This window comes from Streptomyces silvisoli (genome assembly GCF_029269905.1).
GTDB classification, from domain to species: domain Bacteria; phylum Actinomycetota; class Actinomycetes; order Streptomycetales; family Streptomycetaceae; genus Streptantibioticus_A; species Streptantibioticus_A silvisoli_A.
Map to the genome: position 1 here is coordinate 177662 of NZ_JARJBC010000005.1, position 14051 is coordinate 191712.

11 protein-coding genes and 1 pseudogene are annotated in these 14051 nt (G+C 70.8%); 6 read left to right on the forward strand and 6 right to left on the reverse strand.

Features of this window, described 5'->3' with window-relative positions; genetic code table 11:
• The first annotated feature begins 265 nt into the window (after positions 1–265).
• On the forward strand, positions 266–574 hold the full coding sequence (locus tag P3G67_RS10705; protein WP_276093220.1) for an ArsR/SmtB family transcription factor: 309 nt from the start codon (positions 266–268) through the stop codon (positions 572–574).
• A 15-nt stretch (positions 575–589) separates the two neighbouring features.
• On the opposite strand, the gene P3G67_RS10710 is transcribed toward P3G67_RS10705, so the two are convergent.
• Positions 590–1105: an Lrp/AsnC family transcriptional regulator gene (locus tag P3G67_RS10710; protein ID WP_391858239.1), complete on the reverse strand. Its 516-nt coding sequence runs from the start codon at positions 1103–1105 to the stop codon at positions 590–592.
• Between the two features lie 160 nt (positions 1106–1265).
• On the opposite strand from P3G67_RS10710, the gene P3G67_RS10715 reads away from it, so the two are divergent.
• Positions 1266–3605: a transketolase-like TK C-terminal-containing protein gene (locus tag P3G67_RS10715; protein ID WP_391858240.1), complete on the forward strand. Its 2340-nt coding sequence runs from the start codon at positions 1266–1268 to the stop codon at positions 3603–3605.
• A 50-nt stretch (positions 3606–3655) separates the two neighbouring features.
• Here the strand turns inward: P3G67_RS10715 and P3G67_RS10720 are convergent, their stop codons facing one another.
• The 4 genes from P3G67_RS10720 to P3G67_RS10735 all read right to left on the reverse strand — a co-directional run bounded on the left by P3G67_RS10720 (position 3656) and on the right by P3G67_RS10735 (position 10178).
• Positions 3656–5551, reverse strand: coding sequence for an ABC transporter ATP-binding protein (locus tag P3G67_RS10720; RefSeq protein ID WP_276093223.1), 1896 nt, complete (start codon positions 5549–5551; stop codon positions 3656–3658).
• Positions 5548–7734, reverse strand: a complete 2187-nt coding sequence (locus tag P3G67_RS10725) for a phosphotransferase (RefSeq protein ID WP_276093224.1) — start codon at positions 7732–7734, stop codon at positions 5548–5550. The genes P3G67_RS10720 and P3G67_RS10725 overlap by 4 nt, the downstream gene beginning before the upstream one ends.
• Positions 7731–8627: an ATP-grasp domain-containing protein gene (locus P3G67_RS10730; RefSeq protein WP_276093225.1), complete on the reverse strand. Its 897-nt coding sequence runs from the start codon at positions 8625–8627 to the stop codon at positions 7731–7733. Before P3G67_RS10730 ends, P3G67_RS10725 begins: the two co-directional genes overlap by 4 nt.
• 630 nt (positions 8628–9257) lie before the next feature.
• Positions 9258–10178 (reverse strand): LysR family transcriptional regulator, encoded by a 921-nt coding sequence (locus tag P3G67_RS10735; protein WP_276093226.1) that lies wholly within the window; start codon positions 10176–10178, stop codon positions 9258–9260.
• 207 nt (positions 10179–10385) lie between these two features.
• Between P3G67_RS10735 and P3G67_RS10740 the strand changes: the two genes are divergently transcribed.
• The 4 genes and pseudogenes from P3G67_RS10740 to P3G67_RS10755 form a co-directional block, all read left to right on the forward strand.
• Positions 10386–10991 (forward strand): ArsR/SmtB family transcription factor, encoded by a 606-nt coding sequence (locus tag P3G67_RS10740; RefSeq protein WP_276093227.1) that lies wholly within the window; start codon positions 10386–10388, stop codon positions 10989–10991.
• Complete coding sequence (locus P3G67_RS10745; RefSeq protein WP_276093228.1) at positions 10988–12289, forward strand: MFS transporter; 1302 nt, start codon at positions 10988–10990, stop codon at positions 12287–12289. Before P3G67_RS10740 ends, P3G67_RS10745 begins: the two co-directional genes overlap by 4 nt.
• Positions 12290–12458: 169 nt before the next feature.
• Positions 12459–13085, forward strand: coding sequence for a DUF6230 family protein (locus P3G67_RS10750; RefSeq protein WP_276093229.1), 627 nt, complete (start codon positions 12459–12461; stop codon positions 13083–13085).
• Positions 13072–13512 (forward strand): annotated as a pseudogene (locus P3G67_RS10755) (DUF6114 domain-containing protein); the annotation flags it as partial. The gene P3G67_RS10750 and the pseudogene P3G67_RS10755, both read left to right, overlap by 14 nt.
• A gap of 10 nt (positions 13513–13522) precedes the next feature.
• On the opposite strand, the gene P3G67_RS10760 reads toward P3G67_RS10755, so the two are convergent.
• Entirely contained in the window at positions 13523–13996 is a 474-nt protein-coding gene (locus P3G67_RS10760) for a MarR family winged helix-turn-helix transcriptional regulator (protein ID WP_276093230.1), read from the reverse strand.
• Positions 13997–14051: the final 55 nt, after the last annotated feature.

Below are 14051 nucleotides of genomic sequence, written 5' to 3' on the forward strand. Positions count from 1 at the left end.
CTTCCTCGTCCGGCCCGCCGACACGTCCGTCCGGCAGTGCATTGGTCCTGCTTGCGAAGGACGCATGAACTGATGCTTCCGGTTCTAGGGACGACTCGCGTCGACTCCTGGTTGCATTGTTGCGCAATGTAGCAAGCATGGAGGCTAAGCTGTTCGGGTGCCCGGAAGCAATCCCGGGGGCGGTGCCACGGAAACAGGGGACGCGAACCAGGTCGGGGAAGGGGCCGCGGCGATGTCGGGAGGGGTGCGGCATGGGGATCCCCCTGTGCGGGCGTTCGGTCTCGCCGCCGAGGCGTTCGGACTGCTGGCCTCCCCCCTGCGACTGCACATCATCCTGGCGCTGGCCGAGCGGGAGAGCGACGTGTCGCAACTCGCACTGCGCGTCGGCGCCACGCCGCAGGCCGTCAGCCAGCACCTGGCCAAGCTGAAACTCGCCGGAGCAGTGCGGGTCCGCAGCGAAGGCCGGTACCACGTTTACCAGGCGATCGACCCGCAGTTGGGCGTGGTGGCCAGGATGATGCTCGAAAGGGTCATGGGCGAGCCGCTGGACGACGCCGCAAGCCTGCCCGCCTGATAGTGAGCGCGCCCCTCAGCCGCGGGTGCGGCCGGGCGAGGGGCGGGCGGTCCGGGGCTCCGCGGCTCTGCTGAGGAGTTCCGTCAGCCGGTGCGGTACGAGTTCCCGCATCGCGAGAGCCGTGTTGGTGCGTTCGATGCCGGGACAGTCGAGGATCTTCCCGGCGACGCGGTAGAGGTCCTCGGTGTTGGCGGCGACCACCCGCACCAGCAGGTCGGTCGGACCGCTGAGGCCGAAGACCTCCACGATCTCCGGAATGTCCTTGAGTCTTTCGGCCACCTCGGCCAGGTGGTGCTGGTCGGCCTGGGCGGTGACGAACGCGGTGAGCGGATAGCCGAGCGCACCCGGGTCCACCCGGCGTTCGAACGAGCCCAGCGCGCCGTTCTCGTCCAGCTTGGCCAGCCGGGCCTGCACCGTGTTCCGGGACAGCCGCAGCCGTTCGGCCAGCGCCAGAACGGTGGCGCGTGGATCGTCGGCCAGCGCGAGCAGTATCCGGGCATCCGTGGCGTCGACGACCGGTCCGCTGTTCACAGTGCTCACTCAAGCCCCCTTTCGTCTTGGGCAAGTGAGCACAATGCTCACCTGGGTTGAGAGACGTTGTGCAGATGGTGAGTCGTGTGTCTACTTACGGAGCATAGAGCGGAATCAACCCGAGCGACGGTGCGAATGGCACCGGAGGTGGTGGAGCGTGATCACTAGTGCCGTGCCGGCCCAACCGCGGACCCCAGGCGGTGCCGGGCAGGACGAACTCGCCGCGCTCGGCGCGGTCGAGCGCCGCGTACTGTGGCTGTCGACGGCGATCATCGACCACGCCAACCGGGTGCGCCCCAACCCCTCCGGGCTGAAGGTCGGCGGCCACCAGGCCTCCAGCGCGTCGATGACCTCGATCATGACGGCGCTGTGGTTCCACGAACTCAGCGCGCACGACCGGGTTTCGGTCAAGCCGCACGCGTCGCCCGTACTGCACGCGATCAACTACCTGTTGGGGGAGTTGGACGCGTCGTACCTCACCACTCTGCGGTCCTTCGGCGGGCTGCAGAGCTACCCCAGCCGCTCCAAGGACCCCGATCCGGTGGACTACTCCACCGGATCCGTGGGCATCGGCGCCACCGCTCCCGTCTGGGGCGCGATCGCCCGGCGCTATGTCGAGGGGCGGTTCGGCGGAGCGGGGCGTGGACGGCAGTACTCGCTGCTCGGTGACGCCGAACTGGATGAGGGCGCGATCTGGGAGGCCATCCAGGACCCCATGGTCCCCGACCTCGGCGAGATCGTGTGGATCGTGGACTTCAACCGGCAGTCGCTGGACCGCGTGGTGCCGGGGATCGCCGCCGGGCGGCTGCAGGGCATGTTCGCCGCCGCGGGCTGGCAGGTGATCACCGTCAAGTACGGGCAGTTGCTTGAGGAGTTGTTCACCCGCCCCGGCGGTGAGATGCTGCGCAAGCGGCTGGACACCATGGGCAACCCGGAGTACCAGCGGCTGCTGCGCTGCACCCCGCAGCAGCTGCGCGAGCGCCTGCCCGGCGCCGGTTCGACGGCCGCGCCCATCGCCGAGCTGATCGCGGGACTGGACGACGACACGCTGCGCGCCGCCGTGCGCAACCTCGGCGGGCATGACCTCGGCGCGCTGCTGGAGGCGTACCGCCGTATCGACGACAGCCGCCCGACGGTCATCTTCGGCTACACGGTGAAGGGTTACGGCCTGTCCAGCGAAGGCCACCCGCAGAACCACTCCTCTCTGCTGACGGAAGCGCAGATGCGCGAGTTGGCACGGCGTTTGGGTACAGACCTGGACGACCCGTGGGCGGGATTCGCCGACGGCAGCCCGGAGTCGGAGCTGTGCCGTGCGGCGTCCGACCGGCTGCGGCGCCCGCAGTTCCCGCGTACCGCGCCTCCCGAGCTGCCCACCGACATCGGCCGCACCCCCTCGGGCACCGGCAACACCCAGCAGGCCCTGGGCCGACTGCTCCTCGACCTGACCCGGCAGGCACCGCAGGCCGCCGCCCGGATCGTCACCGTCAGCCCGGACGTCAGCTCCTCCACCAACCTCGGAGGCTGGCTCAACAAGGCCGGGGTCTGGTCGCACACCGAGCGCCCCGACTGGTTCGCCGACGACGCCGAGACCATTCTGCACTGGCGGGAGAAGCCCACCGGCCAGCATCTTGAACTGGGCATCGCGGAGACCAACCTGGTGGGGCTGCTCGGCGAGTTGGGCGCCACCTGGAGCCGCTGGGGCCAACCGCTGCTGCCGATCGGCGTGGTGTACGACCCGTTCGTCAACCGGGCGCTGGAACCATGGTCGTTCGGAATGTACGCGGGAGGCCAGTCGATCCTGGTGGGCACTCCCTCAGGCGTCACCCTCGCACCGGAGGGCGGTGCGCACCAGTCGATCACCACACCGTCGCTGGGCATCGAACAGCCGGGCTGCGTCAGCTATGAGCCCGCCTTCGCGATCGACACCGAGTGGTGTCTGCTGGCGGCGCTGGCCAACCTGGGCAAGCCCGACGGCAGTTCGGCCTACCTGCGGCTGTCCACCCGCCCGGTCGACCAGACGCTCGCCGCGGTGCCGTCCGACCGGGCCGCCCGTGAGCGCCGCCGCCGCCAGGCCGTGGCCGGTGCCTACGCGTTGCGGCGGGCGGAGCAGCCCGCGGTGACCCTGGCGGTGATGGGCGCCATGGTCCCGGAGGCGCTGGCCGCCGCGGACCGGCTGGCGGAGCTGGGCTTCCCCGCAGATGTCATCTGCGTGACCAGCCCGGACCTTGTCTTCCGTGCCGTACAGGCCCGACGCGGGTTGCAGGAGGGTTCCGGTTGGCTGCTCGACCAGGTCTTCCCCGCTGAGCGGGCGGTCCCGATGGTCACCCTGCTCGACGGCCACCCGCACACGCTGGCCTTCCTCGCCACCATCAACAACGTGCCGGCGACCACCCTGGGCGTCAGCCGCTTCGGCCAGTCCGGAGCCATCGAGGACGTCTACCGCTACCACGGCATCGACACCGACAGCGTCGTTCGGGCGGCGCTGGATCTGGTGGACTGAACGGGAGTTGGCCGGGGTGCTGGCGGCGCCGCCAGCACCCCGACGCCGAATCACCCGACGGCGTCGTCGACCGGGGCGAGAGCCAGCGGCTCCGCCGCGTAGCGGTTCTGTTCCGCGAGCAGCCGGGCGAACGGTCCACCCCGCGCCCGTAGTTGCCGATACGTACCGCGCTCCGCGATGCGGCCCGACTGCAGGACGACGATCTCGTCAACCTGCCCCAGAGTGCTCAGCCGGTGCGAGATGACGATCACGGTACGGCCGCGGGTGAGGTGTTCGAGGGCGCGCATCACCTCCGCCTCCGCCTCCACGTCCAGGTGCGAGGTCGGCTCGTCCAGGATCAGGATCGGGGCGTCGCGCAGCAGGGCGCGGGCGATGGCGATGCGCTGCCGCTGGCCGCGGGAGAAGTTCTTGCCCAACTCGCGTACCCCGGCCTGGTATCCGTCGGGCAGCGCGGTGATCGTGTCGTGGATGTGTGCCTGCCGGGCGGCGGCGATCACCTCTTCGTCCGTCGCGCCCGGCCGGCCGATGGCGATGTTGTCGCGGACGGTCCCCTCGAACAGGATCGAGTCCTCCGGCACCACGGCGATGTTGGCGCGCAGTGTCTCCAGCGGGTAGTCGCGGACGTCCAGGCCGTCGACCGTGACGCTGCCCTGCCAGGACTCGTAGAAGCGCGGCAGCAGCCGGGTGAGGGTGGTCTTGCCGCTGCCGGACAGACCGACGAGGGCGAGCCGGGTGCCCGGCCGGATCTCCAGGTCCACGCCGCGCAGCACCGGTCGGTTCCGGTCGTAGCCAAACTCCACGCCATGGTAGGCGATGTCCCCGCGCAGGCGTGAGGGGCCGGTGTAGCGGCGGGCGGCGGAGCGTTCCTCCAGGGGCTGGTCGAGGATCTCCTGGATGCGTCCGGCCGCGGCTGAGGCGGTGGACGCCAGCAGCGTGAGCTTCGACAGGTCGCGCATCGGCTGGTAGAGCTGCTTGGAGTAGGCGAGGAAGACGGTCAGGGTGCCGACGGTGAGGCTGGCGGCCGGAACGGTGAGGAATCCCAGCGAGTAGCGGTGGGCGTGACCGGCGGCGATCCAGGCGCCGAAGGTGATGATCACGACGTCGCTCACCGTGATGAAGACGATCACCAGCGGGTTGAACTCGGCCTGCCGACGCCCTGCGCGCAGTCCGAAGCGCCGCTGCTGGTCGACATGGCCCGCGAAGGCCCGGGCCGCCCAGCGCTCCAGGGTGAACGCCTTCAACTCCACGATCGCGGTGATGGACGCGTTGGCCACCCGGGCGACCTGCCCGGCCGCACGGGCCGCCTCCTTCGAGGCCCGTTTGACCCAGCGGGTGTAGAGCAGGACGGTCACGAACAACAGCGGGGCGATGCACATCGCCAGTACGGTGAACTGCCAGTTGATGACCAGCATCACGGTGAGGATCCCGGCGAGGGTGAGCACTCCGGACAGCAGGTCGACCAGTCCGTCGGTGACCAGCTTCTCGATGTCGGTGATGTTGCCGCTCACCCGTTGGACGACCTCGCCGACCTGTTGGCGGACATGCCAGTCCAGGCCCAGGTTCTCGATGTGTGTGAACAGCCGCTTGCGCAGTCTCGCCCCCAGGTCCTGGCCGACGTAGGCCGCCACGGAGAGCTGGACGAACGCCACCACCGCACTGATCAGCCCGAGGGCGAGGAACATCAGTCCTGCGAAGAGCAGCACCCCGAGTTGGGTGTGCGCCTCCGTGAGGTGCGCTCCGCTGCGGTCGCCGAAGCGGTCGAAGTAGCCGAGCAGCCACTCGGTGCCGGGGATGTGTGGATCCCGGTGGTCGACGATCTTGTCCAGGATGATCTTGAAGGGGAAGGCCGCCAGTACATCACTGGTCACCGCGACGAAGGTCAACGCGACCGCGACGCACACCAGCAGCCGACGGCCGCGCAGTTGCCGATAGAGGAAGCGGATCATCCGTCCTGCCCTCCGCCGAACCGTTCCCGACACCGCTCGATCTCCGCCGCGACCCAGCGCAGTTCGGCTGGCCGAGGGCTGCCGAGACGGCGAACCCGGCGCGAAGCGATCTTCAGCAGCAGCGCGGCGTCGAACAGGGCGGCGCGCTGCCGTACCGCCGCAAGACGCGCCGGGTCTGCGCCCTGGTGGGCCAGCGCGGCCAGATAGGCGTCGAGGAAGGCGTCTGCGGCCGCCTCGTACCAGGCATGGTTGCCGTGTTGGGCGCGTTCCAGACGCCGTGGCCGCAGATACGCGAGGAAGTACCCCACGTCCAGCGCCGGATCGCCCTGGCCCGTGCCGTCCAGATCGGTGATCACCGGATGGCCGGGCGGGCAGAAGACGAGCTGGCTCGGCTTGAACGCGCCGTGCACCAGGGCGGGTTGAGTGCTCTTCGCCCGGCGCAGCGCCTCGGCGAGAGGCTCGACCACACCGGCCAGCTCGCCCACCGTACCGGTCAGGGTCTGCGCCCAGGCCTGGACCCGGGTCGCGTAGTGGTGCCCGTCCGGCGCGCTCCGGCCGGACGCCACCGGGCTGGTGTGCAGCCAGGCCAGCGCCGCCGCGCTCGCGGCGAGCGCCTCCCACGGCGGACGTACACCGTCGCGTGGCCGCCGCGGTGGGCGCAGTAGCGCCGTACCGGGCAACTGGCCGCCGACGTGGGCACCGCCCGCGGTCTCGGTCAGCACCAGGCCCAACTCCTCGACCAGGCCCAACGGCCGTGGCACGACCGCCGGTCGGGCCGAGTGTTCGGCCGCCGCCCACAACCGCTCGCCGAGTTGATGGGCGGCCGTCGCGTCGGCGGAGTCACGATAGAGCTTGCCGAAGAAGACCAGTTCGTCCCCGCCGGACAGCCGCACGTGGTAGCGCAGTACGCAACGAGTCGCGGGCTTGTACCGGACCGGATGTACCCGCACCGCGCTGACCCGGGCCTGTGGATCCTCCACGACCGTTCTGGCCGCGGCCGTCAGGGCGGTGGCCAGCCTGCCGTCCGGTGGGTCGGTGGCGCACGCGACGGGCAGAGCGGGCAACTCGGCGTCATGCGGGAAGGACTGCAGCGTCAGGCCGATCCGCGCGCAGTGCAGTACGCCGGGCCAGCGGCCGTGGAAGTCGGCCGGGTCGACGGAGGAAAACGGCTCCCCGGCAACGGAGTTGGCCAGCGCCGACTCGGCCAGCCGCACGGTCACCAAAGGCCCGGCGGCGCTGCGATAGCTCGCGGTCAGCCCCCGCCCGGGCTTGCGGCGCACCGAGGCCACCCGCAGCGCACCGGCGTCACGGTCGAGCGCGCCGACCAGGTCGCGTACCGTCCCGTGGAGCACCGCCACCGGCGATGCCACGGCCTGCCGCAGCGGAGGGCCGCCCCGGGGCACCGCCTGCCGTACCAGAGCGGCGAGCGCCAGGGGCGCGCCCGGGGCGCCACGGCATCCGGGGAACGGATTGACGTCGACCACCATCGGCCCGGCGCCGGTGTCGAGGATGTCGACGCCGTAGATCCGCAGGGCGAACACCTCGCCCACGGCCCGGGCCAGATCGAGCCACCCCGGCGGCAGCCGCCGCGGATCGAGCGAGCGGGTGGCCTTCCGCGCGGCGCCGTCCAACGGGCTGCCCCGAAGCCCGACGAAGACCCGCTCTCCGACCACCCAGAGCTTGTGGTCCAGGCCGTCGTTGGCGATGAACTCCTGGACGACCACGGGCTCATCGGCCCAGTCACCCTGCAACGTCCCCAGCCGCTCCGGCCGGTCGAGGCGCGCCACGAGATCCCCGCGGCGACTGGTGCGGCTCTTGACGATGAGCGGGAAGCCCGGTGCCGTCGCGTCCACGAGGTCCGAAAGCCGGGCGAGATGAAGGGTGTTGGGGAACGGCAGCCCCGACCGCCGGGCGAGGTCGGCCATGTGAACCCGGTCCAGGCAGCGCTCGGTCGCGTCGGCGCCGTTCACCACCTGGCCGCCCAGTCGCTCCAGCCGACGGGCGAGCGCCACGGCGCGCGGCGAGTGGGCCTTGAGCAGGTACAGGTCCGCGGTCGGACCGAGATCCCCGGCAGTCGGGTCGTCGGCGTCGAACACCGTGACGCGGTGCCGCCCACCCAGCAGATCGGGCAGCGGCGCCAGCAGCGGATGGTCCGGGTGGCCGGTCAGTAGGCAGACTCTCATGGCAGCCCCGCCCCCATGGGCTCGTCGGCCGTTGGAACGCCGGGGCTTCTACCGGCCAGCGCGCCGCCCCTGTCGTCCTCTGCCAGCCGGGTGCTCAACAGCGCCGCCCGCTCCTCGCGTTCCGTACGGCCGACGGCGGCCAGCCGAAGGATCCTGCGGGCCACCCGCTCGACCGCGTCGGGGACGCAACGGAAGCTGGGGAAGTCGTTGACGTCCACCACGACCCAACCGTCCGGACCCTCCACCAGGTCCACCCCGTACAGGTCGAGACCGAACACCTCACCCACGGCGGTGGTCACCCGCGCCAACTCGCTGGTCAGCGCCGTATGGTGGCCGCGCACCGGAACGCCCGGGTGCAGCGGTGAGCGGTGGATGGTGGCGTGCATGTCCCCGCCGATGTTGTAGACCTTGACGTCCACACCGGAGTTGACGACGTACGGCTGGGCCAGCAGGAAGCCCTCACCGGCCAGCGATTCGGCGATGTCGCTCAGTTCGGCGGGCCTGGTCACCAGATGCACGGCGCGGCCCGAGTTGCCGCCGGTCGGTTTGACGACCAGCGGATAGTGCTCGTCCGGTATCTGGTTCAGCAGCGTCGGCGCGGCCGCGAAGTACGTCAGGGGGAAGGACAGCCCGGCCCGGCGGGCAATGGCCGCCGCCACCGCCTTGTCGCGTACGAGTCGGATGGCCCGGGCGTCGTTTATCGTGGTCAGCCCGCTGGCCGCGACCGCCTCCAGCACGCTCAACCCGGGGCCGCCGGAGACGGTCTTGAGTACCCAGGCGTCGTGCGGGGCTTGGCGCGCCAGATCGGAGACTCTGGCTATGGACCGTCCCGGCTCGAACACATCGATGTGATGGTTCCACTCCGCCAGTCGGCGGGCCACGGACAGGGGCATGCTGTCGCGACGGTAGCAATCCTCGACGATGAAACACAGCCTCATCGGACCGCACCCTCTCCTCGTCGGCATAACACCGCGGAGCTTTGTTATGCCGGGGCCTGAACGGCGGTATGCCGGCTAGCTTCCGAGGCAACCAGTCGGACGAGCCAGGCGCCCGCTCAAGTAGGCCATTCGGTTAACGGGTGGCGAGTTTGGTGAATCCATCACATAACGTGGAAGTGAACTAGTGCCCCTCCAGGGCGCCGGTCCCCGGCCGAGTGAGCCGACCGGGGACCGGCTGCGGGTGCCTCATGCACGGTCGTACGCGAATTCCCCCGAATGGCGTAGTCGTCACGTGGCGCCATACCCGTTGCCGTCGGGCTGGACCCGGATGGGAGTCGAACTTCCCGTGCTTGGCGAGCATGCTGATCGCCGCTCGACGGGCCGAGCGGTCTGCGGTCTCGCCGTACGTTGAGTGCGGCGGGTTTCGTCTCGCGAGCGTTCTCGGAGCGATGGGTTCCTCAAGGAGCCGGGCGCGGGCGGGGCGTGGTAGTCCGGCCTTCACGTCCCTGCCGTACAGCACCCTGCCGTGCTCCACGAGGTCCAGTGGGTCGATCGCGGGGAACCGGCCGTTCCTGACGAAGACGTTCAGCCCACCGGCAGGTGTTCCGCCGCCTCCCGCAGGCAGTCAGCCAACTCGGCCGCCGCGTCGGTCTGCGCCCCCGGAGGCCGTGCGAGCAGCACGCGGCGGGAGACCGGCGCACCCTCGCGGACGCGCACCACCCGCACGTTGTCGGGCAGCAGTCCGACAAGGTACGGCGGCAGCGTGGTAACCCCACATCCCGCGGCGACCAGGGCGAACTTCGAGAGCCAGTCCTGCGCCTGATGCCCGACCACCGGCCGTTGCGGGAGCGCGGGCCAGACCCCCAACTCCGGCTCGCCGCGTGCCGCTTGCGTGCTGGAGATCCATGTCACGTCCCGCAACTCGGCCAGCGTCACCGACCCGTCGCGCCCGAGCTCCCCGCGTGCCGGGACGGCTACCAGCAGATCGCCTTCGAGCAGGACGTCCAGCCGTAGTGGCGGACTCTGGTCGTCGGGAGCCGGGTGAGGAGGCCGGGACGAGATCACCGCGAGGTCCAGCGTGGTGGCGCGCAGACCGCGCACCAGGGACGGGGTCGAGCCCTCCCGGGTCACCACCTGGACGTCCGGACGGCGCCCTCGCATCAGTGCCAGAGTCTCCGGGAGGATCGCCGCGCCCACGCTCTTGAAGACGCCGAGGCGCACCGATCCGCCGCCCGGCTCGGCCCCGTGCATGATGCGTTCGGCCCGGTCGACCTCGTCAAGCGCGGCCGAGGCGTGCCGTAGCAAGGTCACTCCCGCCGCGGTGAGCCGGACCCCGGCTCCGCCGGGCCGCCGTTCGAAGAGGCGCGCGTCCGCGGCGCGTTCCAACGCGGCCATCTGCCGTGACACGGCGGACTGCGAGTAACCGAGCGCCGCCGCGGCCGCGGTGAAGGACCCGCGCTCGGCGATCGTGCGCAACACCCGCAGCGCGGTCGAGGACCACTCCATGACGAAACAACATATCCCACGGTCCCAGCCCGGCGTCTTCGGCATGGGCTGGCCAGGAGAACCACGCCCACCAGGCGGGAGCGACGCCGACCGGTTCGGTCGACAGCCTCGTAGTCGCCGGTAAGTGGCCGCCCGTCAGCGGAAGTTGCCGATGAGTTTCTGCAGAGGACTCTTTGCAGAGAGTTCTCTGTAAGATAAGCTGTCCGCATGCCAGGGGAAGTCGAGCGCACACCACGACCCAGCAGGCCCACCCGGCGCATAGACGCGCGCAGTCTGCGGGGGCTGGCGCATCCGCTGCGGATGCGGATCTTCGAGTTGCTCAGTCTTGACGGTCCCGCCACCGCCACCAGGCTCTCCGAACGGCTCGGGGAGAACACCGGAACCGTCAGCTGGCATCTGCGTCAGCTCGCCGAGCACGGTTTCATCGAGGAGGAGACGTGGCGGGGTACCAGGCGCGAGCGCTGGTGGCGGAGGGTCGCCGTTCCGAACGAGTTGAACACCGCTGACTTCCGCGACGATCCGGACAGCCGGGGCGCGCTCTCGGTCTACCTCCACGAACTGGTCCAGCTGCACTTCAACCGGGTCATCACCTACGTCAACGAGGACTGGGACGACGCGTGGCGGGCCGCGGGCACCCTTGCCGACTGGAGCGACCTGCGGCTGACGGCGTCCCAACTGGCGGCGCTCAACGCAGAGTTGGCGGCCGTCATCGCCCGCCACACTCCCGCCCCGGACGCCGAGCCCGCCCCTGACGCGCTGCCGGTGGTCGTACAGCTGCAGTCGTTCCCCCGCGGACAGCGGGGCGGGGCATGAGCCAACTGCTGCGGCGCCACCCTGACTTCCGGCTGCTGTGGTGCGGCGAGATCGCAGGCAAGTTCGGCGCGTCCGTCACCGGGGTGGCGATGCCGCTGATCGCCGTGTCCGAGTTGCGGGCCAGCACGTTCGACGTCGGCCTGCTGACCGCCGCCGCCTGGGCTCCGTGGCTGCTCATCGGGCTTCCGGTCGGTGCCTGGGTGGACCGGCTGCCGCGTAGGCCGATCATGCTGACCGCCGCCGCGGTCTCGCTCGTGGTGTTCGCCTGTGTCCCGGTCGCCGCCTCGTGCGGTTGGCTGAGCACCGGCCTGCTGCTGGTCGCCGCGCTCGTCACCGGCACGGCGGCGGTGTTCTTCCAGACCGCCTACAGCGCCTATCTGCCCAGCGTCGTGGCGCCCGCCGACCAGGCCGAAGGCAACGCCAAACTCCAGGGCGGCGCGTCCGCGGCACAGATCGCCGGGCAGGGATCCGGCGGTCTCGTCGCGCAGTTGGCGGGCGCGGTGAACGGCATGTACGTCAACGCCGCCACCTTCCTGCTCAGTCTGCTCTGTCTGGCGGGCATCCGGTACCGCGAGCCGCCCACCGCCAGGGCCGTACGCCGCCCCAACGCACTGCTCGGCGAGGTCGGCGAAGGGCTGCGACTGATCGGCGCCGACCCCTGGTTCCGCACGCTGGCGCTGTTCGCGGCGGCCTCCAACCTGGCCCTGATGGGGTACCAGTCGATCCGGGTGGTCTTCCTGGTCCGGAGCGTGGGTCTGGCCTCCGGGGTGGTCGGCGCGCTCATCGCGGTAGCCAGCACCGGGGGCGTCGCCGGGGCGTTCGTCGCCCGTCGGGTCGCCGATCGGATCGGTACGGCTCGGGCGACGCTGCTGTTCGAACTCGGGCTCACCACCTTCGCCCTGCTCATCCCACTGACCTTCGGCGGCGCCGGAACCGTCGCCTTCGTGGTCGGCGGCTTCTGCGTCTCCGCGGGCGTCGTGGCCGGAAACGTGATCAAGGCGGGTTTCCAGCAGCGCTACTGCCCGCCTGAGCTGCTGGGCCGCCTCACCGCGAGCACGGCTTTCCTCAGCTACGGCACGATCCCGCTCGGGGCGCTTCTCGGCGGTGCGCTCGGCACCGGGGTCGGTCTGCGCGCGGCGATGTGGATCACCACGGCGGGGATCCCACTCGCCGCACTGGTGCTGTTCTTCTCTCCCGTCCGGCGCGTGCGGGACCTGCCGGGTTCCCGCCCGGCCCGAGGCGGACCAGCGCGGTGCGAAACCGTGGCCACCGGACGGGGATCCGCCGGAGCGGCCTAACCGCCTCACTCGTCTGCCCGGGCCGGCGTGCCGAAAGCCGCCGTGCCGAACAGGCTGTAGTACGTCACCGGCCGCGGAGGCCGTCCCGACCGGCCTCTCCGCGACGGTGAAGTCTGCTTTCCCGGGCGCGCGGCGCGCTGCGGCAGGCTGTTCCGGAGGGAGGCAGGGTATGTCGCGCAGCCTCGGCAGAACGCGCTGGAAGCGCTTCGCCGTCATCATGGTGCCGGGCCTGATGGTCGCCACGGCCCTCGGCGTCGGCATGGCACAAGGCGCGCTGGCCGCGTCGTTCTTCGTCTCCGGACGGCGGTTCCAGCTCTCCGTCGACTCCCTGGTCGGACACGGGATGAGCGCGTACAGCACGATCGACGTGACCAGGACCGGTGTGCGCATTCCGGTGGAGGTGACCGGGCTGCGGTCCGCGGTGATCCGCGGGCTGTGCGAGTCGGTGGTGACTCCGATTCCCTTCCTCGGCCCGTACACCCTGCGGCTCACCGGGGCGGACCGGGTGCGCCGGGCCGAGGCGCGGGACATCTTCATCGACGCGACGTCCATCATGGTCCGGCAACAGACCAACCACGGCCTGAACATCGGTGTGGCGGCCGGTGCCTTGACCAAGGGACCGGTCAATCCGGGTGACCGGCACTCACGGTTCTTCGACCCCAACGGCGTTGCCCAGCAGTCCTCGACCGTCTTCCTGGCCGACGCACGCTGGGAGGCGGTCGCGGTCACGGCGGTCACCCTCGATGTGCCCGATGTCAGGGTGCGGCTCAGGGCGGGACACCATGAGTGCTTCTGACCTCGCCGAGTGCGGTGCCGGTGAGCGGCTCAGGGGGGCAGGGCCACGCGCCGCGATCGGCAACGTCCGCCTGGCGTTCCGGCGTTGGCGCGGTACCCGGCCCTTCTGGGCCGGACTGTTCACCATGTCGGCGGGCGTGCCGGTCATCTACTTCCCGTACGCCAGCCTCGGTCTGGGCGGGATCCCTCTCGCGCTGTCTACCACTGCCGGGGCCGGATCACTGGTGATCGGGGTCCTGCTCATCGTCCTGGGGTTCACCCTGTGGTTCCAGCAGCAGGCGCGGATCTTCGCGGGGGTCGCGGCCATGCTGCTCGCGCTGGTCTCGCTGCCGCTGGCCAACTTCGGCGGCTTCCTGCTCGGGCTGTGTGGCGGCCTCGTCGGCGGCGCGCTGGCGTGCTCCTGGGCGCCGCCGAGCGGGAACGAGCCCTGATCCGCGGTCAGTTGTGGCCGTCGATGATCTCGGCGAGGCGGTGGAGTTGTGCCGCGAGTTCCGTCCGTTCGGCGGCGGTGAACGAGGCATATCCGCGGCGCTGGGCCTCACGGCGCTGGTCGCGCAGCCGGGTGAGCTGTTCGGTGCCTTCCTGGGTGAGGCGGACGAGGACGCGGCGTTCGTCGTCGGGGCAGCGGCGCCGGAGCACCACGCCCCTGCCTTCGAGTTGCTGGAGCATGCGGGTGGCGGTGGGCACGCTGACCCCCGCGGTGGTCGCTAGCCGGCTCACGGGCAGCTCGTCGCCGGAGGCCAGCGGATCGAGCAGCGCCAACTGGGACAGCGACAGGCCCCCCGCGGCGGCGGCCCGGCCGCGGGCCTTGCGCATGGCCAGGAACAGGGCGTCGGCGGCCTGCGCGAGTTCCTCCACGGCGGTGTCCGGTCCTGGCTGCGGGCTTGTCGAGTCCTTGCGGTCGTGCTGCATGGCTGTTAGCTTACTCAGCATTCGCTTAGCAAGCTAAAGAGTGGGGAGCTAAGGA